Here is a 25,870-nt window from a genome sequence, read left to right as displayed (position 1 = left end):
ACGATGGAAGAACGACCTGCCCGCGATAAAAAAGCGATCCAGCAACTGTACAACGATGTACTTCCTGCACTGGGACAACACATACATAACAACATCGCCCCTGTTATTGAGCTGTTCGAAAACTTTACGCTGGAACGCCTGCTCGATACCTGGACCAAAGATCCTGCAGATAATGAAAAGGAGGTAACTATAGAGAACGGGAACATCCAGAACCTGGGGTTAAAGATCAGGCTTGAAGGTTTTAATAAGCCGGGTGTAGAGCCGTTTGATATGACCAAAGACCTGCTCTTTAAGCTGGAACACGACAATTATACTGTAGGCCCCGATAAGAATACCACCTGGCTCGAAAAAGAATACCTGCAACGCTGGACACCTGCTGAATTTGAAACTATAGCCGGTAAGTGGAGCGATGAACTGGTAGAAGATATCACGGGAAAGCTGCAGGGATAAAAGCGCAACTATAAGCCTTCCACAGTTCAGCAATTACATTGCAATCCCTTTTTATCATCCTGGAAGGGTCTTGGTGGCAAGTAGCAAAAGCTTAACCTTCCGCCCATCAAGATGCTTAACCGAATGACAGGAAATTTAAGGCTGAATTTTTAGAAGGAAACGCACCTGTCCTTAATTGGATTATCGGGTGTTTACTTCTAAGTAATACGGTAGGCAGGACGAAAGCGACCTCGCTCGTGACTATCTATAGTTGGGCCTCCGGGCTGGTCGTATTACAAATCTGTCCTGATACTTAGATACGGGGTGCTAATCCGCGCCGCCGAAAAGAGACAGTGAAGAGAATGAGACAGCTCTACCCAAGCCAAATCCTGCTGGTTTTAATCCGCGAAAAAGAAACCCTACTATTGTATCAGGCAACTTAAGTTATAAAAGTACTGTTGAGCTCGTTCTGACGTTGTCTCTTTGATTGGTCTGCAAATTTTACTAATTTAAGGAGAGCGTTTTAACGAATATTCTGTAGAGAGAAGGAGGAAGCTATGGCACAACGGAACTGGAAATACATCGCCATCACACTGATTATAGTGGTTGGGCTGCAACTGTTTAGTCAGCAGCAGCTAATTACGGCAGGTAGCAATAAGTTTGCTTCGGCAGAGGAGGAAAATAACGCAACTGTTATCAAATCTCCTGTTGCGCCTACCACGCTTAGTTTTGCCGGCGAACCGGTACCGCTGCATGTGCCTGATGTAGCAGAGCGCCTGGATCGGGAGCTTCTGGTTAACTCTTACCTGCACGCCACTACCTTGCTCGGCCTGAAACGCATGCAGCGCTACGAGCCTGAGATAAAAGCCTTACTTAAAGAAAACGACATACCTGAAGATTTTATTTACCTGGCGCTTGCCGAAAGCCTGTTTGGGCAGGTAACTTCGCCGGCCGGGGCAGCAGGTTTCTGGCAACTGATGCCCGATACCGCCCGTGGCTACGGTCTTATAGTTAACAGCGAAGTAGACGAGCGCTTCCATGTACGTAAAGCGACGCTGGCAGCCGTAAAATACCTGAAGAGTGCCAAGGGGCGCTTCGGCTCCTGGACCAACGCAGCGGCCTCTTATAACAGGGGCATGGGCGGCCTGGACCGCGCACTGCAACAGCAGGGCGTAGACAACTACTATGACCTTTACCTGAACGACGAGACCTCGCGGTACATGTTCCGTATTCTGGCTTTAAAAGAGGTGCTGGGTAACCCACAGAAGTATAGATTTGATATGCCGGCAGGAGAAGGTTACCAGCCACTGCCAACGCGCACGGTTAAAGTTACATCCACCATCCCAGACCTGCCTGCCTACGCACTGCAACAAGGCACCAACTATAAAACCCTGCGGCTCTATAATCCCTGGATTAAAGACTACACCCTGACCGTAGCGCAGGGCAAGGAATTTGAGTTGTTTCTTCCTGCGAAGGCGAATTAGAATTAGAGAGTAGAGTTATGATGGGTTTATAGTTGAGGCCCAGAACGAATTTAGTGCTATCAAGTTAAATCCAAAACCCAAAAAGCCTTGCAAATTTTCATCTGCAAGGCTTTTTATTTGGTAGTACCCAGAGCTGTTCTTACGTGGGTTTTATATAGCGGATTCCATTTGTAAACTTGTGTTTGCAGCTTCCTTACTTGTTTATACAATTGAAGTAAAGTAAACAAATCTTAATATCGGTTTTGCTATCCTTTCGGCCATCCTATTCTGGTCCTGAAATTAGCCCCAACTTGTTCGTAAGCTATTAACTTAATAGTAATGGTGCAAGCACATATTAGCAGGTGTAACCAAACCCGAACTCTGCTGCACCACTAGACCTTACCTTTACAGAACAGCCCCATTTAATAACAAATTAATAGTTTTATATATATTTACTATTGAATATTATTTTAAGCTATTTTAGCTAACTACTTCTGTAATACTTGCGCTCATCTGGAATAATTTTGTTCTATACTTTATCGATATGAATAACAAACTTCTACCCCTTCTATTTATTTTTTGCCTGCTTTATGTACAGACACATGCACAAATCCAGGTAACCGATATCCAGTGGTCAAATACTGAGTTAAGCTCTATGCCATCAGGGTATTTAGAGTATAATGGGAAACTATACTTTGCAGCTACCTCTGACAATTATGGAGAAGAACTCTGGGTAAGTGACGGCACGGAGTTAAACACACTTCTTTTTAAAGATCTGAATCCAGGATCAGCAGGTTCCTCTCCCAGGAACCTGATCATTTTAAATAATGAGCTCTATTTTATTGCAAACGATGGTATAAGTGGTCAGCAGTTGTTTAAGACGGATGGTACCATAGGCAACATTCAAAAGCTTACCAACTTCATTGACAAAACTATTCCAAGACTGACCCTGGTGAATGATCAGATATACTTTACGATTACAGAAACTATATTAGATGGGGGAAATGGCTTTTTAGAGATATGGAAGAGCAATGGTACAAAAGCGGGTACAACGTTAATAAAAGATAAAATAGATACCTGGAGTAATGTAACAGCCTTTGAAGGTAGCTGTAACGGGCTGTTCCTTTTTGAATCGCAGGCAACAGATAGCCCTAACTATACAAAAATGTGGAGAAGCGATGGTACCCCTGAGGGAACATACCCGTTAACTCCTGATCTTGAAGGAAGTGGTTCTGGTTATGATGACTTTGGTAGATCTGGTGGTAGCAGCATGTTCTCTCAATATATCATTCATGAGAATAACCTATACTTTGTAGCTCGTGGTACCATCTTTGGCTCAGATCAGAGTGTTGGGATTATGAAAACCGATGGTACAGTCGAAAATACTGTGCCGGTAGGTAAAGTGCATGAAGGCTATATGATCAATTATGGTGGAGTAGCTGAGGTGAATGGCAAGTTATACTTCTCATTTTTTGAGTATAAAAAGAACAGGCTTTTTATCTGGGAGACCGATGGTACTGCAACAGGTACAGAAAAGGTTTATGATATAACTGCAGAGCAATACTTTGGGCCATCTAACCTTATAGTTGATGAATCTAAACTCTTGTTTACAAGCGCTGGAAGTAGTGGAACAGGTACTTCCCTGATAAGTTTTGATCCTAAAAGCAGGGAGGCTGCACCAGTAACACAGATTGAAGATGTTACCACAAAACCTTATGAATTTTTTGGTGGAATATTTAACAGTAATAAACTCTTTAGTATAAAGCCAGGGCTGGTATATTTAGGATTAAACATACCCAACGTTACAAATGCTAAAGACTATTTTGTTATCAATATTCCGGCTGCAAGTAAAGTAAAAGTTCCAGCCTTATTTTACGCTACTAATTTCTATTTATTTAAGGGGCAGCAATATTTTGCTGGCTACAAATCAGATTCAGGGGTAGAGCTTTGGTCAACAGGTGAAACGCTGGAAAACTTTAGACTCGTAAAAAATATAAATAAGGGTAAAACCGGAATTTACAGTAGAGAGGTAGTCACCTTAGGAGACGACATAATTTTTGATACGCATGAAGCGAAGGCTGCTAAAGGTAGGGAGTTGTGGCAGTTTAATACCAGTTCTCAAACAGCCTCTGTCTTATCTGATATAAACCCGGGAACCCCCTCATCGGATCCTGTACAACTGGTAAAGTTTAAAGATAAAATCTATTTTATTGCCAATCAGAATACTACCGGAAGGGAAATATGGTCTACTGATGGTACTGATGCGGGCACAGTAAGACTGACAGATTATCCAAACTCGGTATGGTCCATGTCCCCGGATCTGTTGACTAACCAGGGCGATCAGAGTCTGTATTTTGCTGCTTATAATGAACAGGAGAACCGTAGTTACCTCATGAAAACAGATGGTGCTACAATTACCACGGTAAAAGACGTGGGGATAAACATACATAATTCTCCATTATTTATAAAAGAAATTGTAGCAGCACCAGACAAAGTGTTTTTCGCAACTAAATTTGATGGTGACGACTTGTGGGTAAGTAATGGCACAGAGGCAGGTACTCAAAAGCTGAAGGACCTTTGCAATATTAAGAATATGACTTACAGCAACGGTTCTGTCTATTTTATTGCTAACGAAGATGGAGATTGCAAAGGGGAAGTAAAGCTCTGGAAGTCTGATGGCACAGTTTCAGGAACAAAACCAGTTTTTGAGCCAGGGGCGATGCCATTTACAAACATAAGAAGCCTTTATAGTTATAACAATACAATTTATTTTGTTGCATATACCGCGGATTCTGGAAGTGAAATCTGGAAGACAAATGGTTTTGCAGCAGGCACTGCCATCTTGAAAGAGATTGGGCCTGGTGCTTTGGCGGGCATAGGAAATCCTAACTTTACCATTTTTAACGATAAGCTTTATTTTGCAGCAGATGATGGCGCACATGGAACAGAACTGTGGCAGACTGACGGAACTACTGGCAACACGTTTATGGTAGCTGATATTGCTGCCGGAAGTATCGCATCGATGCCTCAAAATTTGACCCCAATTGGGAATAAGCTTTATTTAAATGCCTCTACCACAGAAACCGGAAGGGAATTGTGGGTGACAGAAGGGACTGAAGTTTCACTTGCGGCAGAGATGGTTCCAGGATCAAATCATTCTGATCCAACTAATATAATGCTGGTAAATGATAAGGTTTACTTTATGGCTAACACACTTAACGCCGGAAGACAGCTTTGGATGTTAAATGGGGAAGAAGTAACAGGGGTGGAGGAAGAGTTAATAAAGAAGAGCCTTACTGTATTTCCCAATCCTGCATCTGAATACATTGCATTTGTATATGACAAAGGAGGCAAAGTTAGAGTAAGCGATATGCAGCTTATAGACATGCAAGGCAGAAAGCAGGCTGTTAATGCTAACTGGAAAGAAGGGAAAATAAATATAAGCCATCTCTCGCCAGGTATTTACCTGTTGAACTTCCAAATAGGCACAGAACGGGTATCAAAGAAGTTTATTAAAATAAACCAGGCGCTTTAACCTGATTTTGTTTTGCCACCTTTTTTGGTATCTCTATAAAACAAAATAAGCCACTGATTATCAGTGGCTTATTTTGTTTATTATGTACCCCTAAATGTATCAGAATCGAACTTAGTTTTAATCGACATTATGAAAATTAATTCGTTTATGAATTGGCTTATGAAAGCTCATTGGAAGCTATATAGGGATATTATAAATGCACAGTCGGAGTTGAACTACTAATGCCTGAAATATTCCTTAAGTCTATGAGATGGTTGTTGAACTTGTTACATCATAACTTTCATAAACTATAAGCAAATTAGAAGAACTGGTTTATGCCAGTTCTTTTTGTTTATATAAAGTCATTAGTCATTTTAATATAACATAGTATTTTACTTATATTTAAAGAAAAGTTGTCACAGAATCTTTAATACTTTCTGTGAAATTGAAAATAATAGCTAAAATAAATAATGGCTGAAGTATCTAAAGGATTAAATGCTGGTGTTCATAATGCAACGGGTATTGAGTTTCAAAAGCATTGTGCACTATTCCTACTATTAGAAGGCTACGAAAGCTTAAAAGGTAAAAAATATTTTATTTGTATAGAACATCAAGATGATTTTCTCTTCTGTCTTCAGAATGATATTGGGGAATTAACTTCTGTTGAAGCTTTTCAAGCTAAGAAATCATCTAATAAATGGAGTATAACAGATGAACTTTGTGATATTTTGAAAAAACTTGTTGAGGTGGGAGTGGCTTTAAAAGAAGACACAATACAAAAAGACAAAACCTACTCACATACATTACATTTTATAACAAACAATTCAATTGCATTAAAAGCTGGAAGCAAACCAAAGTTTGTAACTGCAACAATTAATGAATCTAATAGTCGTGTAGAATACTTAAAACTGGATAAAGAAATCAAAGATTGTCTTAAAGAAAAAGTTGAAGCTAAGTTAGGCAGCAATGTAGCTGCATTTAAAGAGATTGATAATATGATTTTCGGATTTATCGATTTAGGTAGAACTCGGAAATCTCAAATTGACCAATTAATAGGGAAATTTACTCGAATATTTGGAGACAAGGTTAATGACCCCAATGCAGCTGTTTTAACCTTGTTAGAATTGTTTAGAGAAATAGAAACCGCTTTTAATCAGGGGTTTAAAGCTAGTTTATTAGATAAGAAGAAGAGAATAGAATGTAATACAATAAATCAAGCATTAGATATTATTACTTCTCAGCAAATGGCTTTTAAAGTTTGGAGAAGTTTTGAAAAGGGCATCGCAAAGGCTTTAGGTATTAGTCTAAAACATCAGAAGGAATTTGAATACCATTTCAATAACAGCTTTGACCTATTTAAAGATTTGCATCAAGTTGAACATCAAAAGATTTTATCTTTTGTCTACAGTAACGAAGCCTTACTTGAAAACCATAGCGAAGAAGCAACATTTGTAATTGAATTGTTGGATATGTTCAAATCACAATACAATTCTCAACTATCTGAACTTGAAGTTAAAGCAGCAATTTTTGCAGCATCTATAGAATTAATAAACAGTCATGAGTAACAGACTAGAGTTTAACCGCTTATTTGCCTATTCTGAAAAAGAAAATAAGTATTTTAATACTGAATTTGGTAAAGGTGTCAATATAATACACGGACGAAATACGTCAGGGAAGAGTACAGTGTTACTCTCTTTGCTTTATACATTTGGAATAAATGATGTTAAACTTCAATTAGATGAAGTCCTTCAAACCAATTTACTTTTTCGCCTAGATTGTACATTATATAAGAATCATATAGGTGAGGATTTAACAATCATAAGAGAAGATGAAATCTTGATTGTAAAGAGGGCAGACAAACCTGTTATAAGATTTAGCGGGATTAGTAGTGATAACTCAGCTGAACACATCAAACTCAAACACTATTTTCATGAGCTATTTGGTTTCTCATTGTTCCTAGAAAGTAAAAATGAATACAAGGAAGCACCTATTGAAACAATTTTTTTACCATATTATATATCTCAAGCAGTGGGATGGGTTTATCTACGTAAATCCTTTAGCAACTTAGACTATTACAGAAACTTTAAGGATGATTATCTAGATTATTACCTAGGGATTGATAATTTCTTTGATAGAATTTCAAAACAACAGTTAGAAGATGAATTAAAGACCCTACAAAAGGAAATTAGCTTCTTTACTAAGTTTGAAAATAATGATATAGGCTTACAAGTATCGAAGATTTTAGATGAAAGATTTACAAAAGAATCATTAAGATATCTTGAAGCATTTAGTCATAATCAGAAAGAATTAGCTACTAAAGAGAAAGAATTTACTCTGAAATGTAATGAACTGAGCCTTTTCTTACAAAGAAAGGCAGTTCTATCTAAAGTTGCTGTTCATCATAAATTGCAAAGCCCAGTTAATGGAAACTGTCCTGTGTGTTCACAAAGTCTACCATTAAATCTTGCTGCTACATATAAATTTCTACAGGAATCAAATGATACTGAATCTGAAACTCTTCTGTACAAAGAAAAAATCAAAAAGACTCAATCTGAAGTAAATACACTTTACAGTAAAATATCAAAGCTAAAGAAGAATATTCATCAAGAATTCAAAGTACTAAGTGCATATCATGAAGAGGATATGACTTTCGAGAATTGGTTAAAGAATAAAACTTACAATAGACTTTATGATAACATAACTATGAAGCTTGGAGAATTAGTTAGAAAAGAAGAGGCAGTTAAGGTAGACTTAAAGAAATATAAAACAGAAGAAGAAGTCATATTAGAGAGAACAAAGAGGGTTAATGCTTTTGCTACAATTTTTACAGCTTACTTAGCTCAGTTGAAAGTCAAGTCACTTGAAGAAGAACGATATATAAACATTTATAAAATTTCAGCCTTCCCATATCAAGGAGTTGAATTACATAAGACAGTTATGGCTTACCATTTTGCTTTTAACAAACTAATCAAGCAAAATCAGAATGTGCATAGATTTCCTTTCATATTGGATGCTATCTTCAAAGAAGATATAGAACATAAAAACAAAGATTTAATAATTGAATTTATCAGCAAAAATAGACCAAAGGATACACAAACCTTTTTCTCGATTGCTGAGATTAAAGGTGAGAAGAGCGAAGTTAAAAGATACAATGCAGAGTATTTTGATAACAATGCCCATTTAATATGTATCGGTAATAATGTAAGTGAACGTGCCTTCTTGTCTAATTATGATGATAGGTGGTCTGATTATTTAACAGAAACACTAGAAATGATAAATAGTCAGTAGTATATATTGAGGAAGAAATAGCCTACATAAACAAAATTAAAAACCTTGTAAGTCTATAACTTGCAAGGTTTTTTTATATGTTCCATAACCCTGTTTTATTGTACCTCCAAGGCTATTATAGCTATATATAAATTACTTTTTGAGCAATATTCACTGCGTTTGAATTGTATTTTTTTGTTAATCAAACGAGATATAGTGTATATCCCCTGCTATGGGGCCTCCCTGCCACCTACATTGTCATGTACCGATTGCGTTTACATAATTTTTATAAAATTTTGGTTTTGAGTTTGGGAAAGTGTGGTGTTTGGGGCCACTAATAAAAAATTATGTTATTGATAATCAACTATATATAATTTTTTTTATATTTGCTCTGTTAGATTTAAGGGGTAAACTTGTTTAAGGGGTATAACCAACCAACTCCACAAACCATGTTAAGTCACCTTAAATATCCTGAAAATCAGGATAAGAAATTATCTATTGTTAAGATTGAAGAAATATTAAAATGTAAAGACTATGAAGACCTAAGTTATGAGCAAGCATTAATTGTTGCTGAATCACTTAAGTTGTTCTGTGAAATAATTGCTGATATGTACTTTATAACTGGTAAAATTTAAACTTAAACAAACATGAAGAAAGACAAAGACCTTTTTAAAACCCAAAGACAGAAGAGAGCCAAAAAGGAAGAAACCTCCCAAAATGTAGTTATATATACACGTGTGAGCACAAAGGAGCAGTTTGAAACTAATGCTAGTCTAGATACTCAGAAAAGAATTTGTGAAGACTTTGCAAAGAAGAATGGATTTAATGTAATAAAGCTTTTTGGAGACACTTATGAGAGTGCGAAAACTGATAAGAGTAGAAAGCAATTTCAGGCAATGTTAGACTTCGTAAAGAAGCACAAAAAGGATTTACATGGCATCATAGTTTATGATTACTCAAGATTCTCAAGGTCTGAAGAGAACTTGCTATTAGTTTTTGAATTGAAAAAGTTAGGTGTTGAAGTTCTATCAGCTACTCAGGCAACTGATACTCAATCACCATCGGGGAGATTATCTAGAGCAGTACAATTGGTATTAGCAAATTTTGATAATGAGCAGAAGAGTGAGAGAACTAAGGCTGGTATAGTTGAAAAGCTTAGACAAGGTATATGGGCAACTAAACTGCCGAAAGGTTATAAGAAGAATCAAGAAACAAGGACAATTGAAATTGATGCAAATGGAGAGCTTATTAGGGAAGCATTTCATTTAATTGCTGCTGGCGATACAATTACATCAGTTAAAAGGAAAATGGATAGAAAGGGTCTTAAACTTGATATTAGAAGATGGAGTGATATTTTCAACAATCCCTTTTACGCTGGTTTAATCGTTCATAAACTATTAGAACATGAGCCAATAAAGGGTAAACACCCTCAAATTGTTTCTGAAGAACTATGGAAACAAGTTAAGAGAAATCGTAGTGGTAAAGAAGTTGTTATCACTAACCAACATGGCTCTGTTTTCTTTCCTCTTAAAGGATTTATTACTTGTTCTTGCGGGAGAAAATTTACTGGATATCAAGCAAAGAAAAAGAGCAAGCCTAACGGTGAATTTTTCTATTACAAGTGTAATAATCCCCAATGCTATACCAATGTCTCAGCTAAAACTGCTGAAAAGGAATTTGTAAATTTCTTATCTGAGTTAACACTTAATAGAAGTTTGCATGGGCTTTTCAAAAAACAGTTGAAAGCAACATATCTAGACTATCAAAAGGAAACAATAGCTAAAAAGAGAGAGCTTGAATTAACTATTAAGGACTTTGATGAAAAGAGACTAAAGCTAACTGACAAATTCCTATATCATGATTTAGAAAAAGAAATCTATCAAGAACATAAAAGACTGTTAGAGGAAGGTAAGGCTGCTGCTATCTATGAGTTAAACTTTTTACAGGTAGAGTTATCGAACCCAACAGAGTTTATTGATTTTGCGATGTATATAGCCGTAAATCTTAATGAAATGTGGGAAAAGCTGAAATCGAAATCAAGAAAAGGCTACAGAATTTAGTGTTTCCTCAAGGGGTTTCATTTATTAAACCAACTAAGAGTTATCGAACCGCTGAAATCAATATTATTTTTAAGTTAAATAGTTCATTTTCAGGGGTGAAGGGCAATAAAAAAAGCGATGAAATCAGCAATTCTGCTAATTCCACCGCTTCAGTACCCAGAGCCGGGGTCGAACCGGCACAACCGAAGTTATTGGTGTTTGAGACCAACGCGTCTACCAATTCCGCCATCTGGGCATATTTATAGTTAGTTCAGAGCCTTGGTTTGGTAGTACCCAGAGCCCGGGGGCGAACTAAAATGGCCATTCCTCTATCAGGAACGGGTTGCAAACTTAGATAATGTTTCCTGAATACGCAACAAATATTTTTTCTTTAGATAGTAGGTTTTTACTTCGTCCAGGGCCTCGTCTTTGGTAATGCCGTGTAGTTCTGGGTAGCGTTGCAGCACCGGCAGTATGTCGTTGTCGAGCTGGGCAACTAAACCAATTGTCTGTTCGCTTATCTGGTGTAGTTTAGCCGCATCAAAATCGAACTCCAGTTCCATCAGCTCTTCATTTATGTCCATCATCTCCATCAGGAACTCTCCCGGCAGCTCGTTCTTGCCGCCTTCTTCCAGCAGGCCATGTTCTTTTAAAATGTACTGCATGCGCAGGTCCTGGTCGGAGAGGGTGCGGTAGGCGTTGGTGTTCAGGGTAGAGAGCTGCAGGATTTCCTGTTGCTTTTCAGGAGTTTCGTTGGCGTAAAAGTCTGGATGGTACTCGCGGCTAAGCTGGTAATATTTCGCTTTTATCGCTTTCTCATCAGCCATAAAGCTTTCCGGTATGTTATAAAACTCGAAGTAATTCATGCGTCAGGTTTTAGTTGGCCTTTATCTGTAGAGATAAAAGCATGTGGCTTGTCCTTACAAAGTTACAGCAAAAGGCTATAGTTTGTTTAATTCTATGTGTGAGATCATAAAGTGCAGTCGGTTTTTTTGTTGGTGCGTGTCTCCGGAATCTTGGTTTGTCGTGAATGTTGCGCATTACCCAGCTTCAGCCGGAAGGGACAGGTTTGGTAGTGGCTTTGGCTCTTTTGCTATAGTTTCAGTGGTCCAACCACCCCTTTATTCCTCCTTGTCTAAGTTTTGGGCTTTTGCTATAGTTAGGTTGTAGTCTTATAGTTGCTGTTTTAACCCACCCCTGCCCTCCCAAGAGGGGAATTTTCTGCTATAGTTATAGTTTAGCAATAGTTCTGTAGTTGGAGTTTTATAGTTACAGTCCATCCACGGACAGGACAGGTTTACCTGCCCCTACGGAATTACAACCACGATCAAGCGATGCAACTATAGTTTCTCACTCAACTGTAACTTAGCTATCGAACTGATCACAGTCTTTGGGTTGAGCGCCTTGTGAATATCTGGTGCCGTCAGGCATTGCGAGGAACGAGCAAAAGAGATTCGCGCAGCGCGATGCCCGAAGACGGGGCCTCCCGGCCGTGAGGGCACCAAAGCCAACTATAGAACTATAGGCAAGTAAAGCTCCCAGGATTAAAGAAAGCTATAGAAGAGAAGGCTTGTTCCAGCTGCAACTACAACCAACTATAAACTCAGATTTCTCCTAACGTCGAAATGACAATTGAGAAACTATAGACATATAAGATCCCTCGGCTGACACTCGGAATGACAAAAAGAAACTATAGTACATCATACACTAGCAGAAGCTGCACACGCTACCAAGTCTAAACATTTACCTGCACATTCGACCAGGCCTGTGGTTTATCAGCAAAAAGCGCTTTAGTAGCCTTCCAAACCTGCCCGAAAAGCTCTGAGTCACGGTAGTTGTTCAGATGTTCTTCAGAGTCCCACAAACTATAGGTACTGTACACATTAGGGTGGTTCAGGTCCTGCAAAAGCTCCACGTGGTTGCAACCTTCAAATGCCCTGATCTTGTCTTTAGAAGTGCGGAATATCTCCAAAAACTCCCCGGTCTTCTCCGGTTGAAAAGTCATCCTGACGATGCGAATCAACATAATTTTGAATTATTGAATAACTGAATTAAGAAGTAAAGTTAAGTTTTTATACCAGCCTTATTCAATCATTCAGTTATTCAATATTCAAATCAGCTTCCCGGATAAAAGCGCACGTCTATCTGCGAGTCGAAGCCCAGGCCTAACAGCTCAGCCGCGTGGCCCTTGTTAATGCCGATGCAAAGCTGGTTTTGGGAATTAAAGATGCAGCAGCATTCACCGTCGTCGATGTGGCTATAGTTTGGTAGGATGCGGCCTATCGTTTCGCGGCCAAAATGTATCGTAAAAGTTCTGCCATGGGCAATGGTATCTACGCTGTCGCGGGTTATGTTTGTGATAAGGTTTCCGTAGCGGTCTACGTGGATAACATGGCCGGTAATGGAGTGGTCGTTGAGGCGCAGCTGGCGGTTAAGCAATTGCCGGATGTTGAACGTACGCTCGCCCAGTACCTCTATATCGCCGCCTTTGGCCAGGTACACAGCAGCGGGTGCCAGCAAGTCTTTCACCGGGAAGGGCATGTAGGGGTCATCGGCATTCAGCTCTACCACCAGCTCCGGTCTACCGTCGGTTATCAGCGAAAGCAGGCCATTATCAGACAACAGGAAATAGTGGCCTTTGTGCCGGGCCGCATGAAATTTGCCATCCTTGTTGCGCTGGGTATCTACACCAACCAAATGCACGGTGCCTTCCGGGAACTCCTGGTACACAGAACCCAAAACATACTCGGCGTGCGCTATGTTATAGGGCTCTATGGCATGGGTAATGTCAACTATCTTGCAATCAGCGTCTAGCGAAAGCAATTTTGCCTTCACCGCAGCCACATAATGATCAGTATATCCAAAATCGGATAGAAACGTAATTACAGCCATCTTTAGAACTATAATTTAGATAAATTTGTAATCATATAAACCAAATTTCTTTAAATTAAAGAAAATATTACCAACATTCTATATAAGAGCTAAACATTTGGTAGAGAAAGTAATAACACTCGAGAATATTTCCCTGATAGACTTTTTGGGGACCGAAAATCAGAATATTAAACAACTCGCTGCCGCATTTCCGAGCAGCAAAATCATATCAAGAGGAAACGAGATCAAAATACAGGGGCAAACCCCTGAGATCACAAAAATTCACGAAATACTTTCGTCGCTGATAGACCATTACCACAAGTTCGGGAAGATTACGCATAACAGCGTAAATAGATACCTTTCTTCGGATTCTTTTACGGATGAAGAAGTTATAGTTACCTCTCCGGACGTGATTGTGTATGGCTCGAAGGGTGGCGTTATAAAAGCGAAAACCCCGAATCAGCAAAAACTGGTGGATGCTATTGAGAAGAACGACCTGGTATTTGCCTTAGGGCCTGCCGGTACAGGAAAAACCTATGTGTCGGTGGCCATGGCGGTGCGTGCGCTTAAGAACAAGGAAGTAAAGAAGATCATTATCTCCAGACCAGTAGTAGAAGCCGGCGAAAGCCTTGGTTTTTTGCCGGGTGATATGAAGGAGAAGGTGGATCCGTATCTGCGCCCGATCTATGATGCCCTGGAAGACATGATCCCGGTTGAAAAGCTGAAGTATTACCAGGAAAACAAGATCATCGAAATTGCACCGTTGGCTTATATGCGTGGCCGTACGCTGAACAACGCGTTTGTGCTGCTGGATGAAGCCCAGAACACGACGCCAGCCCAGATGAAGATGTTCCTGACCCGTATGGGCCCGAACGCGAAACTGATGGTGAACGGCGACTGGTCGCAGATAGACTTACCGCGCAACCAGCGTTCCGGTTTAATGGAGGCGCTGAACATTCTTCGGGGCGTAAAAGGCATTGGCGTGGTCGAGATGACTGCCGATGATGTAGTTCGTCACAGACTGGTGAAAGACATCGTGAATGCCTACAGCAAGCTGGAAGAGGAACGTCGTGCCAAGCGCGATGCACAGGCCGAAGAGGATGAGAAGAACGGTGTGGTAAACAACAACAGGCGTTTTAGAAATAACGTGCAGGTATAGTTTATGATACAGGTTATCAGGGCAGAGCAGGATCAGGACCTGAAGAAAGCTTTCCGGATACGGGAGCAGGTTTTTGTGGAAGAACAGCAGGTGCCCCGCGATGCCGAATACGATGGGTATGAGGCGACTGCCAGCCATTACTTAGCTACTTTTGAAGGCGTACCCTGCGGGGCAGCCCGATGGCGCACCACCGACTATGGCGTGAAACTGGAGCGCTTTGCCGTGTTACCTGACTATAGGAACAAACAGGTTGGCGCGGAAGTGTTAAAGGCTGTGTTAAGTGATGTGAAAGCTGAGCAAAATGGCAAGAAAGTTTATTTGCATGCCCAGTTGCCTGCAGTAAACTTTTACAAACGCAACGGCTTTATAACCGAAGGCGATATGTTTACGGAATGCGATATACAACACTATAAAATGATTTTTGCCGGCTAATGCTGCAATGGGCGCCATATCCGTTTTTAAGGATTGCGCTTAGTTTTATAGCGGGTATTTTAGTGTACACAACTATAGGTGAAGGTTTCAGGTTTGCGCCTGAGGTCTTCACCTTTTTTGTTGCTTTGTTTCTGGGTTTGTATGGCTATTCCCGCAACTATAGATCTGCAGAAATAAACAGTTGGGTTGGTATAGTTGGCCTGTTCTGTTTTGCTGCTGCCGGTTTCTGGGTAACTGAGTTGCGCACACCTCATTTGCAGGCAAATCACCTGACAAACCTCACGCAAAAGCCAGCTTACTATACCGGTATAGTTAACGATTACGTCATACAGAAACCCGGTTACCAGCGCACGGTGCTTGCCGTAGAAAAGGTGCTGGTTAACGGCAAGTGGCAAAAAGCGACAGGGCAGGTGCAGGTTACCGTGCCCCACGATACGCCCGAAGACTATGCCTTTACCTACGGCGATAAATTACTGATAAAAGGTGCGCCGCTCACGGTGCAGGGGCCGCTTAACCCGGAGCAATTCAACTATAAGGCTTATCTGCAGAAGAAAGGCATTTACCACCGCCAGAACCTGCAGTCCCACCAGTTTGCGAAGTTGGGTAATGATCCGCCTAACTTCCTGTTTTACCTGAGCATTCAGATCCGCCGCTACCTTGAAGAAACTATAAAAGAGAAAGTGGAGGCCAAACGCGAAGCCGGTATTTCCACAGCGCTTATTTTAGGTGTAAAAGATGACCTGGATAACGACGTGCGCGACAGTTACGCTGCCACAGGAACCATGCACGTACTGGCTGTTTCAGGGATGCATGTGGGGCTGATATTTGGTGTGTTCCTGATGCTGTTTAAAAGTGTAAACCTGAATAAAAGTCAGCGGCTGTTGTTTGTGGTAGTGGTGCTGGCGTTGCTGTGGTTGTATGCTTTTGTTACCGGGTTGTCGGCATCGGTGTTACGGGCGGTGCTTATGTTTAGTCTGGTGATGATCGCGATGGTATGGAGTCGCCGGCATAACATTTACAACACGCTGGCTATAGTTGCTTTCCTGCTTCTGTTTTACGATCCGTATTTCCTGTTCGATGTAGGGTTCCAGTTATCGTTCTTGGCGGTGCTGGGCATCGTGGCCATTCATCCCGGAATCTATAGTTTGCTGGAAATAAATAACCGGTTCCTGGATAAGATATGGGAGTTCTTCTCGATTGCTGTCGCTGCACAACTGATTACCTTGCCGTTGGGTATCTATTACTTCCACCAGTTTCCGGTATATTTCTGGCTGGCTAATGTTGTAGTAGTGCCTGTCTCTACTTTCGGACTTTATGCAGGATTGCTGGGGCTGGTTCTAAACTGGGTTCCTTACCTATCTGACCTGCTCTTTACGGTTCACTTCGGCTTTATCTGGCTCATGAATGAGATCAACCTGCTGCTCTCCACTTTCCCGCATGCGCTTATAAATGGGCTTGATATTACGGCGCAGCAGTCTTGGTTGCTATATGGGTTGCTTGCCCTTTTCACGCTGTTCCTGGTTCGTAAAAACCTGAAATACCTGGCCTTTGCCACGCTTATAGTTGGTGTACTTTCGGTGGAGCAGATACTGGAAATAATAACACAGCAAAATCAAAAACTGCTGACGATCTATAGTTTGCGCGGAAGTTCGGCTATAGCTTTTATCCAGGACCAACAGGCCGTACTTGTTGCAGACAGCAGCCTGGCAGCAGATAAACAGAACTATAGTTTCAATATTCAGGCGCATTTATGGGATCTGGGCGTAACAGCACCGGCGGTTAAACTTGTAGGACAGAAGCCGGAGCAAACTGCCGGAGTGGTGTCTGAAGTTTTGCCGGATGGGAATGAGTTATTAGTCTGGGAAGGAAAGAAGATCCTGCTAATAAGAAAACCGCTGAAAGTGCAGCCAGTTACAACTATAGCTCTGGACTACATTATCCTTGTCCAGAATGTGCGACTTAAACCTGAAACGCTGCAGGCTTTTACCTTTAAAACTATAGTTCTGGATGGTAGTAACAAGCCCTGGTACGTAGAGCGGATGAAAGAAGAATTAGACAAGAAGGGTATGCCTGTTTATGACGTGACTACTTCCGGAGCTTTGGTACAGCAACTATAGTTTGAAACTATAAAAAAACGCCGCCCTGATTTTGCAGGACGGCGTTTTGGTTATTCTGTAGGAGCTGACTGCGGTGCTGCGGTGTTGCCGCCAGGACCACGATCGCCTTTGTTTTTGCTGCGGGGCTTAAAGGGTTTTATTGGTCTGTCGTTACCTGTTCTTTCTGCTGTTGCACCTGCTTCGCCGGTGGCAGCTTTTTGCTCAGGTCTTGGGCCTCTTCCGGACTTATTTCTGTCGCGGTTGCCGCCTTTGTTTCTGTCTCCTGAGCGGTTTTTGTTTCCTTGTCCTGGGCGGTTGCCGCCATGCGGACGTTCCTGTTTTTTGCTCGGGTCGTAAACCGGGCCGGGACCAAAGTCATCTGGCAAGCCTAATTTCGGTATCTCACGCTCTATCAGTTGCTCTACTTTGCGCACGCGGTACATGTCCTTCTCGTTCACGAACGTAATCGCCATACCTGTAGATGCTGCACGTGCCGTACGGCCCACGCGGTGCACATAATCTTCCGCATCCTGCGGCATGTCAAAGTTAAGCACGTGGCTCAGGTTGTCAATGTCGATACCGCGCGACAGAATATCAGTACCTACTAAAACCTGGTATTTCTTGTTCTTGAAATCACGCAAAGCAGCTTCCCGCTCATCCTGCGTCATATCAGACTGTATGCCTTCGGCTTCAAATCCCATCTTGCGCAACGACCTTACAATCTGGGCTACATTGGACTTGCGCGAAGTAAAAATGATCATGTTCTGAACCTCCAGTTCCCGCAGAATATACTCCAGTAAGGGTAATTTCTGATTGTCGAAAGTCAGGTACATGCGCTGGTCTATCTTTTCAGCAGGCTTGGATACGGCCAGGTTTATTTCCTCTGGTTTGTTCAGGATCTGCTGGGCAAGGTCGCGTATCTTTTTAGGCATCGTAGCCGAGAAAAGCAAAGTCTGGCGGTTAGCAGGCAACTGGCGCACGATCTTCAGGATATCATCCATAAAGCCCATGTCCAGCATTTTGTCAGCTTCGTCCAATACCAGGTAGTCCAGTTGGTCCAGCTTTACATAGCCCAGCGCCATATGCGACATCAGTCTGCCGGGCGTGGCAATAATAATATCGGCGCCGCTGGTAAGGGCGCGTTTCTGCTGGTCCCATTCGCCGCCTTTGTTACCGCCATAAATAGCGATGGAGCTAACCGGGGCAAAATAACCAAGGCCTTCTACCTGCTCATCAATCTGTTTGGCAAGTTCGCGGGTTGGTACTAAAATAAGTGTGCTGGTATGTGTTGCGTTCGCGTGCGAGATACGGTCGATAAGTGGAAGCAGGTACGCTGCTGTTTTACCGGTACCGGTCTGGGCGCAGGCAATCAGGTCTTTCTTCTCTAAAATAAGTGGTATGGCCTGTTGCTGTATAGGAGTAGGGCTGTTATACCCCATCGATTCTATACCTGTAACAACGTCTTCGTGTAAATTAAATGAATGGAAATTCAATGTTTTGTCTTTATGTATAAACTGTTAAGCACCCGCTACGCATTGCGTTTAGCAGGTCTATGGTAAAGATAAATTATTTTGCTATCATTTCTATAAAAAGCTTAAGGTCTGATGTGTAAAAAATGGGTTGCATTTGGTGTTTATATAATAAATAATTGAATAAAATATAAGTAAGTGCAAAATTGTAAAAACACAATATATGGTACTTGATGTAGCTTTATAAGCTTGTAAGTGCATATTTATTGATGTTAAATGTAATATATATTATTATTTATATATTAATTAATCAAGACAAGTATATAAAAAGTTATATTTAAATGTAACATTTGGTATAGTCCGGCGTAAGATTAAAATGTAGCAAACGCTGCAACCCCAAAAAGACTTCATCTTACAGTTATTAGTTTATATATGAAAAAGGCTATACAGGATTCACCAAATTTTTACCTATTGCTTGGCTTGAATATTATCAATGCCCTGTTTTTCCTGCTGTAACAGGTAATTAAGATTTGAATAAAAGGCTCTTCTGCTTCGGTGGATGAGCCTTTTTTGCTTTATAATTGCTGACCTGGAACTATAGTTGTGTTAAAAGCAGGAACTATAGTTCGAGCCTTTATCCTTGTTTTAACCACCAATTCACCGGGTCTGTTGCTAATTCTTGCTGCTGAAAACGCTGTAACCGATAGGTGAAAGGGCATAGGTTGCTGTCTCGGACATCTGTTTCCGAAACTTAAAAGAGGGCTCCTACACCCGCCTGCTGCGGACTTCCACGTCCGAAAGCGCATTCTTTATAGTTTAGGCTTTTCAAACTACTTTAAAATCATTAAAAATATTTCGCGAAGTTTGGGTGACTGTATAGTTTTAGAAACCTGAACGACATGATAGGTGAAAATATGCTGGTGCTGGAACTGGCAAGTGTGCTGGCCGGGCCAAGCGTAGGCCAGTTTTTTGCAGAGCTTGGCGCACGGGTTATAAAAATAGAGAATGCCGCTACTAACGGAGACGTTACCCGCCGCTGGAAATTAAAATCCGAACCAGCTGATACAGATACGCCTGCCTACTTCTGTGCTGCAAACTGGGGCAAAGAATCGTTACCCCTAAACCTGTCGCAGCAAAATGACCTGGAGCAACTCTATAGTTTGGTTAAACAGGCCGACATTATTATTGCCAGCTACAAACCCGGCGATGCCGAAAAACTACAGGTAGATTATAAGACCCTGCAAACTATAAATCCAGCATTGATCTACGGCCACTTAACCGGCTACGGCCCCGAAGAAGACAGAGCCGGTTATGATGCAGTAATACAAGCCGAAACCGGCTTTATGTACCTGAACGGGGAGCCGGATGGAGGGCCTACCAAATTGCCTGTTGCGTTGATGGATATCCTGGCTGCGCACCAGCTGAAGGAAGGCTTGCTGGTAGCTTTGCTGAAACGCGAACAAACCGGACAGGGGCAGTATGTGCAGGTGTCGCTGGTGCAGGCAGCTGTTTCGGCATTGGCCAACCAGGCTACAAACTGGCTGGTAGCAGGGCAAAACCCGCAACGCATGGGTTCCGAGCATCCCAGCATCGTTCCGTATGGCACAGTGTTTACTACCCAAGACAACAAACAGCTGGTGCTGGCCATTGGCGACGACAGGCAGTTTGAGCGGTTATGTAATGTGTTGGGAGCTCCTGAAACGGCACAGGATACAAAATTTAAAACCAACTATAGCAGGGTGCAAAACCGGAAGGAGTTGAATGAACTGTTGCGCGAGCTCATAGCAAAACAGAACCAGCAACAACTTTTAAATACACTTCATAAACTACATGTGCCGGCAGGAGCTGTAAACTCTGTTGCTGATGTTTTTGAATTGCCGCAAGCCAGGCAGCTATTGCTGGAAAGCCCTGATGCTAAGCCGGGTGTGCGGCAGGTTGCGTTTAAAGTGGGAGATGATGAGCCAGTACAACTTGCGCCTCCGCCGGCTTACAAAACCTGAGTGAACAACTATAGTTACAACGCTTTCAAAACTATATTTTATAACTCTTTACCAGTTTCTGCTGTAAAATCATTCAAACTACCGAGCATATAAAAACAATGGCAGTATCAGAAGAAAGACTTAACGATATTATTAATGGACTTCATCAGAAATCTGTAACCAAGCAGGCTATTTATCGCAACACAAAAGCCACCTTCGACAGGATGAAGGAAATTGCCCAGGATATAGTAAAGAAACTAACTAACCGGATAACCAAAAAAGACGCTGATGTAATTATCGAATATAGAAACATCAGTGAATTTGAGTTTCACGTCATGTTCTCCGGCGACCTGCTCATGTTCATTATGCACACCAACATCATCACATTCCCGGAAGATTATGAACTGATGAAGAACGACTACATTGAGGAAGATTTCAGGCGCAGGTTTTTCGGGCATATAATGGCTTACAACTTTATGGCTGATACTATAAAGTATAACCGAATGGATGATCCCGGTTACCTGGTTGGCCGCATGCTGATAAACATAGACCGCCATTTTGTAATTGAAGGTGTGAAGCAGATGGAGTTGCCTTACGACCGCATCGCCCAGAATGTGATTAATAATAAAACGCTGCGCCTGATAATTGAAAGCGCTATGGTTGCTGCCGTAAATAACGACTTAATGGGCCAGGATGTGAGCGAAATAGAACGTATTACCCTGAAACAAAAACAGGAAAACGTGATCACGCAGCCACGTAAATTAGGTTTCCAGGTGAGCTCCACGCTTACACATTAACTATAGATTTAGGCTGGCTATAGTTGGCTGGCGGCTTTGGGATCTGAACTATGGTAATAATTAAAAAGCCCGGCTATAGTTGTAGCCGGGCTTTTAGTTTTATAGTGTGGCAGGTACTTCCAGTTCTGTTTTTAATTTGTCCAGAGCTATAGTTAAGGCCGGCAGCGCCTCCAGCAATTCTCTGAAATCAGAAATATGGAAGTACTGGCTCTGGAAAGTCTCTTTTATGTAAGAAGTTTCCAGTATCTGCGCTACATCAAATTTAAACTTAGTACTGGCATCAGATACCGACAGGTTACTTTCCCCTACAGATGAGAGAATGCCGGCGCCATAGATCATTGGTTTGCCATTTTCTATAAACAACCCGAACTCTATAGTGTACCAGTAAATGCGGGTCAGCAGGTCAATCACATCAGGGCGATCAATGTATTGCAGGGCAAGTTGCGAGAGCTGCGCCAGGAACTGGCAGTAAACCGGTATAGTCAGCAACGGTACATGCCCGAACACATCATGAAACATATCCGGCTCCTCCAGGTAATCCAGCTGGTCCATGTTCCGGATCCAGACAGTTGCCGGGAATTTGTGGTTGGCAATCAGTTCAAAGAACAGGGCATCGTCTACAATGCCGGGCGCTGGCACCACTTCAAAACCGGTCAGCGGTTTCAGGCGCTGGTTCACTTCATCAAAATCCGGGATGCGGTCGCGACTGAAGCCAACTTTCTCCAGGCCTTCAAAAAACTCCGGAATGGCCTTGCCCTGCAGGTTGTGGTACTGGCGTTCGAAAAGTATGGCCCAAACAGTATGGTTTTCTGGTGTGTAGCTGCTGTAGTTCTGTGTAATGTTCATCAGATTGTAATTTTATAGTTACGGATAGGTATAAAAGCAAAAAAGCAGGGCTTTCGCGCTGCTTTTTTGTATCACTTAAGAGAAGCCGGTAAAGACTTTCTGTTATTTACGATGAATAATCGGTGTGATTGCCAAAGAGAGCGCGGTAGGTACGGCGATAATAATAGCGATAATAGCTATAGATGCTCTGGCAATAAGAATAGATAGAATGCAGCAGCTCCTGGCCAGGTGTTACCGGCAAAGAAAGTGTGATCGCTATGGGAGCTGGTTGGTGCATGTTTAAATCTGTACTCCAAATAGGGAAAGTTATTTTACAAATGCAAGCTTCAGAAAGAGAAATGTCACGGTAAATTATAAAGGCAGCCATGTAGCTGCCTTTATAGTTATTTCTGTTTAGATGATCTCAGCCAGCTCCAGCCAGCGGAATTCTTTCTCTTCGAGTTGCTCGTTTAGCTGCTCAATTTCGGTAGCCCAGGCACTTAGTTGTGCGTGGTCGGTTGTGGTGCCGGAGTTCATCAACGCAATTACTTCTGTTCTACGGGCTTCCAGTTTGGCTATTTCTTTCTCCAGTTGCTCGTATTCTTTTTTCTCCTGGTAACTGGCTTTGCGCTTGCTGGTTGGTTGTTCTTCATTCTTGGCCTGAACAGGGGCAGGGGCTGCAACTATAGCTTTGGTTTCAGGTTCCTGTTTTTCCTGCTCCTTCAGCCATTCGCGGTAATCGGTATAGTTGCCCGGGAAGTTTCGGATCTTGCCTTCGCCTTCAAACACGAACAAATGCTCTACCAGCCTGTCCATAAAATAACGGTCGTGGCTCACCATCAGTAAACAACCGCCAAAGTTCAGCAAGAAATCTTCCAGTATGTTCAGCGTAATAATGTCCAGGTCGTTGGTCGGCTCATCCAGTATCAGGAAGTTCGGGTTTTTGATAAGCACGCGCAGCAACTGTAAACGACGCTTTTCGCCACCGCTCAGTTTGTTAACCATGGTATATTGCTGCGCCGGCGCAAACTGGAAATGCTGTAAAAATTGCGATGCTGTAATCACTTCGCCGTTGGCCATTTCCACTACCTCCGCAATTTCTTTCGCAATATCGATTACGCGCTGCCCTTCCTTAAACTGGAGCTCTTCCTGGGTATAGTAACCGAAAACGGTTGTCTGTCCGGCATCTATAGTTCCGGAGTCTGGTTGCAGTTTGCCGGTCAGCATGTTCAGGAAAGTAGACTTACCGGCACCGTTAGGCCCAACTATACCAATGCGGTCTTTTTTCTTGAACACATAACTGAAATCATCAACTATTTTTTTGCTGCCAAATGATTTAGAGATATGATCTACTTCGATGATCTTGCCGCCCTGGCGTGTGGTTTTAACAGACAATTCCAGCTGCGGGCCGCTTATTTTTTTGGCTGCCTTCTCTTTCAGTTCTTCAAAGGCATCAACTCTGTACTTGGCTTTGGTGCCACGCGCTTTCGGCTGACGACGTATCCAGTCGAGCTCTTTGCGCATCAGGTTGCGGGCTTTCTCGGTTTCGGCAGCTGCCATTTCCTCGCGCGATGCCTTCTTTTCAACAAAATAACTATAGTTGCCTTTGTAGCTAAACACCTGTCCGCCGTCCAGTTCGGCAATTTCGTTGGCTACTCTGTCTAAAAAGTAGCGGTCGTGGGTAACCATCAGCAAGGTGGTATTCTGCGTCGATAACAGGTTTTCCAGCCATTCTATCGTATCCAGGTCCAGGTGGTTGGTAGGCTCATCCAGGATCAGCATGCTTGGCTCATCTATCAGTACACGGGCCATGGCCACACGTTTGCGCTGCCCACCCGATAGGTGGCTGATCTTGTCTTCGAGGTTATGGATGCCCAGTTTTGATAATATCTGTTTTACTTTCAGCTCAAAATCCCAGGCCTGCAGTTCATCCATGCGCTCCATCAGATGCTGCATTTTTTCAGCGCTGGTGTCCGGGTTTTCTATTGCAATCTCATAATCACGGATCACGTCTAAGGCCTCGCTCTGCCCCGAAAATATAGTCTGATGCACAGTTAGGTTCTCGTCGAACTCCGGGTTTTGGCCCAGGTAGCCTATAGTTACTTCCTTGCGAACGCTTACGCTGCCCTCGTCCGGCGGAATTTTACCGGCCAACACATTCAGTAAAGTAGTTTTTCCGGAGCCGTTTACGCCCACCAGTGCCACACGCTGCCCCTGGCTGATGCCAAAGTTCAGGTTTTTGAACAGCCAGCGTTCGCCGTAGCTTTTTGAAATATTTTCTGCAGATAGGTAATTCATACTACAAATTTAGGCAATTCTTCGGGGATAGGTTAAAATAAAACAGGCCAACCTGTTAAGGCTGGCCTGTTTTACTAAAAAGTATTTTAATTACATGTTCCGGATATGATCTGTGCTGGTATGTTCTGCTTTATAGCTGTGGCTCGGTACACGGTGGGTAGTAAGCGAAGCCAGAATAGAGAAAACACCTATGATCAGATGTGGCAGATACACATAATTGTTGAATTGAAACAGCCACGGCGACAGCGCCAGTATTACACCAAGCACGAGGTCCACCATCAGGTGGCTCTGCATTGGTATACGTCTGATCAAACCTAGCTCAAAATCTGTCATAGCTGCTTGTATCAGTACTATAATACCGGCTATCACTATGGTCCAGGTGGCGGCATCGTTGTCCGAAAAGTCAAGCACCCAAGGGGCGATGATCATAAAAATACCTACTATATAATCTAAAAAACCGTGAAAACGGGTTGGAATAAATCTCATAATAATTCTCCTTTCTTATTGATACTCAAGTATAGTTATACGAGACCAGTAAGAGGATGTAATAGAAATTAGTGCAATTTTTAGTGAAGGAGATTAATCAGCAACTACTACAGTTCGTGCAAAATAATCGTGCAGCATTTGGTGGCGGCGTGTAACAAGTATTAGTAAAAAGCCCAGGCACACCGGCATTATTGAAAGCACTTTGCTGAAATAACGCAGGTTAGATTGCCAGATGGTTATGCGTTTGCCACGCAGGTCCGTCACTTTTAAGCCCAACGTAAATTTACCTATAGTTGCCTGTTTCGGCGAGGACTCCAGCAAAGTATAGTATAGCCAGTGCACTGCCGCAAAGTAAGGGTTAAAGAAAAGTATCTTGCCTATAAGTATTAAATCAGGGATGCTGAAGCCATTATGCTGAAATGTTTTGTCCCAGGAGTGAATGTGATCTGCATTTGTACCGATTGAGTAAAAAATGATCGTATAGAAAAACACTAGCATGGTAGTATCTACCAGGAATGCGACAAAACGGGTTGTAAGACTTCCATAAAGTGAAGAGCGCTTTATGGTTGGTGCTGGCAGAGTAAGTGCTGTTTGCATAAGGGGCTTTTCTATCTATTTAAAAATCTGCTGAAATAGTATAGTTCTGATGGATGTACAGAAAACAGTTGCACGGTGTGTCACCTTTGGCAGGCTGATAACTTCGTTAGAAGTACCAGGTGTGGAATCTTACTACATTTAAATATAGC

General features: G+C 42.1%; 21 protein-coding genes and 1 tRNA gene. 12 read left to right on the top strand and 10 right to left on the bottom strand.

From position 1 onward, the window contains the following. Positions 1-3: 3 nt before the first annotated feature. From GSQ66_RS09330 to GSQ66_RS09300, 7 genes are all read left to right on the top strand, one after another. Positions 4-450, top strand: coding sequence for a hypothetical protein (locus GSQ66_RS09330; protein WP_162427225.1), 447 nt, complete (start codon positions 4-6; stop codon positions 448-450). Positions 451-986: 536 nt separating this feature from the next. Then, entirely contained in the window at positions 987-1,913 is a 927-nt protein-coding gene (locus GSQ66_RS09325; protein ID WP_162427224.1) for a lytic transglycosylase domain-containing protein, read from the top strand. Between the two features lie 523 nt (positions 1,914-2,436). After that, the gene (locus GSQ66_RS09320) at positions 2,437-5,427 is read left to right on the top strand and encodes an ELWxxDGT repeat protein (RefSeq protein ID WP_162427223.1); all 2,991 of its coding nucleotides are present in this window, start codon (positions 2,437-2,439) and stop codon (positions 5,425-5,427) included. 449 nt (positions 5,428-5,876) lie between these two features. Next, positions 5,877-6,971 (top strand): dsDNA nuclease domain-containing protein, encoded by a 1,095-nt coding sequence (locus tag GSQ66_RS09315; protein WP_162427222.1) that lies wholly within the window; start codon positions 5,877-5,879, stop codon positions 6,969-6,971. After that, on the top strand, positions 6,964-8,694 hold the full coding sequence (locus GSQ66_RS09310) for a P-loop NTPase family protein (RefSeq protein WP_162427221.1): 1,731 nt from the start codon (positions 6,964-6,966) through the stop codon (positions 8,692-8,694). Before GSQ66_RS09315 ends, GSQ66_RS09310 begins: the two co-directional genes overlap by 8 nt. A 428-nt stretch (positions 8,695-9,122) precedes the next feature. After that, positions 9,123-9,308, top strand: a complete 186-nt coding sequence (locus tag GSQ66_RS09305; RefSeq protein ID WP_162427220.1) for a hypothetical protein — start codon at positions 9,123-9,125, stop codon at positions 9,306-9,308. Between the two features lie 12 nt (positions 9,309-9,320). Beyond that, positions 9,321-10,733: a recombinase family protein gene (locus tag GSQ66_RS09300; protein WP_162427219.1), complete on the top strand. Its 1,413-nt coding sequence runs from the start codon at positions 9,321-9,323 to the stop codon at positions 10,731-10,733. Positions 10,734-10,886: 153 nt separating this feature from the next. Here GSQ66_RS09300 and GSQ66_RS09290 read toward each other — a convergent pair. From GSQ66_RS09290 to GSQ66_RS09275, 4 genes are all read right to left on the bottom strand, one after another. Then, a tRNA-Leu gene (locus GSQ66_RS09290) sits at positions 10,887-10,968 on the bottom strand. Positions 10,969-11,044: 76 nt separating this feature from the next. Further along, positions 11,045-11,578, bottom strand: coding sequence for a Fe-S protein assembly co-chaperone HscB (gene hscB, locus GSQ66_RS09285; protein ID WP_162427218.1), 534 nt, complete (start codon positions 11,576-11,578; stop codon positions 11,045-11,047). An 869-nt stretch (positions 11,579-12,447) separates the two neighbouring features. Then, positions 12,448-12,738, bottom strand: coding sequence for a putative quinol monooxygenase (locus GSQ66_RS09280; protein WP_162427217.1), 291 nt, complete (start codon positions 12,736-12,738; stop codon positions 12,448-12,450). Positions 12,739-12,827: 89 nt separating this feature from the next. After that, a complete protein-coding gene (locus tag GSQ66_RS09275; RefSeq protein WP_162427216.1) occupies positions 12,828-13,604 on the bottom strand; it encodes an SAM hydrolase/SAM-dependent halogenase family protein in 777 nt (258 codons plus the stop codon). A gap of 97 nt (positions 13,605-13,701) precedes the next feature. On the opposite strand from GSQ66_RS09275, the gene GSQ66_RS09270 reads away from it, so the two are divergent. The 3 genes from GSQ66_RS09270 (at position 13,702) to GSQ66_RS09260 (ending at position 17,291) form a co-directional block, all read left to right on the top strand. Then, positions 13,702-14,742: a PhoH family protein gene (locus GSQ66_RS09270; protein WP_162427215.1), complete on the top strand. Its 1,041-nt coding sequence runs from the start codon at positions 13,702-13,704 to the stop codon at positions 14,740-14,742. Positions 14,743-14,745: 3 nt separating this feature from the next. Continuing rightward, a complete protein-coding gene (locus GSQ66_RS09265; RefSeq protein ID WP_162427214.1) occupies positions 14,746-15,174 on the top strand; it encodes a GNAT family N-acetyltransferase in 429 nt (142 codons plus the stop codon). A gap of 62 nt (positions 15,175-15,236) precedes the next feature. Further along, positions 15,237-17,291, top strand: coding sequence for a ComEC/Rec2 family competence protein (locus GSQ66_RS09260; protein WP_238395884.1), 2,055 nt, complete (start codon positions 15,237-15,239; stop codon positions 17,289-17,291). Between the two features lie 50 nt (positions 17,292-17,341). Here the strand turns inward: GSQ66_RS09260 and GSQ66_RS09255 are convergent, their stop codons facing one another. Continuing rightward, on the bottom strand, positions 17,342-18,709 hold the full coding sequence (locus GSQ66_RS09255; RefSeq protein WP_162428995.1) for a DEAD/DEAH box helicase: 1,368 nt from the start codon (positions 18,707-18,709) through the stop codon (positions 17,342-17,344). Positions 18,710-19,638: 929 nt separating this feature from the next. On the opposite strand from GSQ66_RS09255, the gene GSQ66_RS09250 reads away from it, so the two are divergent. Both GSQ66_RS09250 and GSQ66_RS09245 read left to right on the top strand, forming a co-directional pair. Next, positions 19,639-20,739 (top strand): CaiB/BaiF CoA transferase family protein, encoded by a 1,101-nt coding sequence (locus GSQ66_RS09250; RefSeq protein WP_162427212.1) that lies wholly within the window; start codon positions 19,639-19,641, stop codon positions 20,737-20,739. A gap of 98 nt (positions 20,740-20,837) precedes the next feature. After that, entirely contained in the window at positions 20,838-21,515 is a 678-nt protein-coding gene (locus GSQ66_RS09245) for a hypothetical protein (RefSeq protein WP_162427211.1), read from the top strand. A 99-nt stretch (positions 21,516-21,614) separates the two neighbouring features. On the opposite strand, the gene GSQ66_RS09240 is transcribed toward GSQ66_RS09245, so the two are convergent. From GSQ66_RS09240 to GSQ66_RS09220, 5 genes are all read right to left on the bottom strand, one after another. Beyond that, positions 21,615-22,361, bottom strand: a complete 747-nt coding sequence (locus GSQ66_RS09240) for a phenylalanine 4-monooxygenase (protein ID WP_162427210.1) — start codon at positions 22,359-22,361, stop codon at positions 21,615-21,617. A gap of 106 nt (positions 22,362-22,467) precedes the next feature. Then, positions 22,468-22,638: a hypothetical protein gene (locus GSQ66_RS09235; RefSeq protein ID WP_162427209.1), complete on the bottom strand. Its 171-nt coding sequence runs from the start codon at positions 22,636-22,638 to the stop codon at positions 22,468-22,470. A gap of 116 nt (positions 22,639-22,754) precedes the next feature. Next, entirely contained in the window at positions 22,755-24,638 is a 1,884-nt protein-coding gene (locus tag GSQ66_RS09230) for an ABC-F family ATP-binding cassette domain-containing protein (RefSeq protein WP_162427208.1), read from the bottom strand. A 90-nt stretch (positions 24,639-24,728) separates the two neighbouring features. Then, complete coding sequence (locus tag GSQ66_RS09225) at positions 24,729-25,124, bottom strand: SPW repeat protein (protein ID WP_162427207.1); 396 nt, start codon at positions 25,122-25,124, stop codon at positions 24,729-24,731. A 93-nt stretch (positions 25,125-25,217) separates the two neighbouring features. Further along, complete coding sequence (locus GSQ66_RS09220) at positions 25,218-25,721, bottom strand: RDD family protein (RefSeq protein WP_238395883.1); 504 nt, start codon at positions 25,719-25,721, stop codon at positions 25,218-25,220. Positions 25,722-25,870: the final 149 nt, after the last annotated feature.

This window comes from Pontibacter pudoricolor, assembly GCF_010092985.1.
Lineage (GTDB): Bacteria > Bacteroidota > Bacteroidia > Cytophagales > Hymenobacteraceae > Pontibacter > Pontibacter pudoricolor.
This window is presented reverse-complemented; position numbering and strand designations above follow the sequence as displayed.